General features: G+C 47.9%; 1 protein-coding gene. It reads right to left on the reverse strand.

The genetic code is table 11. The features are described from left to right. Window positions 1-401: carboxyl transferase domain-containing protein (locus HC176_RS17135; protein ID WP_280818711.1), on the reverse strand; the 401-nt coding region annotated here is incomplete at both ends.

The following is a 401-nucleotide window of genomic DNA, read 5'->3' on the forward strand; positions in this document are numbered from 1 at the left end:
GGAAGGATCCCATAGATCTCCTGCGGATCTTTGACCGGCTTTTTTGGTGCTTTCCTGTTGTACCCCGCCTTCTCATAATCACCAATTTTGTCCAGTAGGCCTTTAATGGTATCGAGAGCGTCTTTGTCGTCTTTTGCCTTGTAATCTGTCACCCCGCTAATTTCACTGTGGGTAGTGGCACCGCCCAGGGTTTCATTGTCAATACTTTCTCCAATAGCTGCTTTTACCAGGTAGCTGCCTGCCAGAAAAATACTGCCGGTCTTTTCCACAATCAGAGCTTCGTCGCTCATAATTGGCAGGTAAGCCCCACCGGCGACACAGCTGCCCATAACAGCAGAGATCTGGGTTATTCCCATGCTGCTCATTACAGCATTATTTCTGAATATTCTTCCGAAGTGTTC

It is taken from the genome of Tamlana crocina, assembly GCF_012037625.1.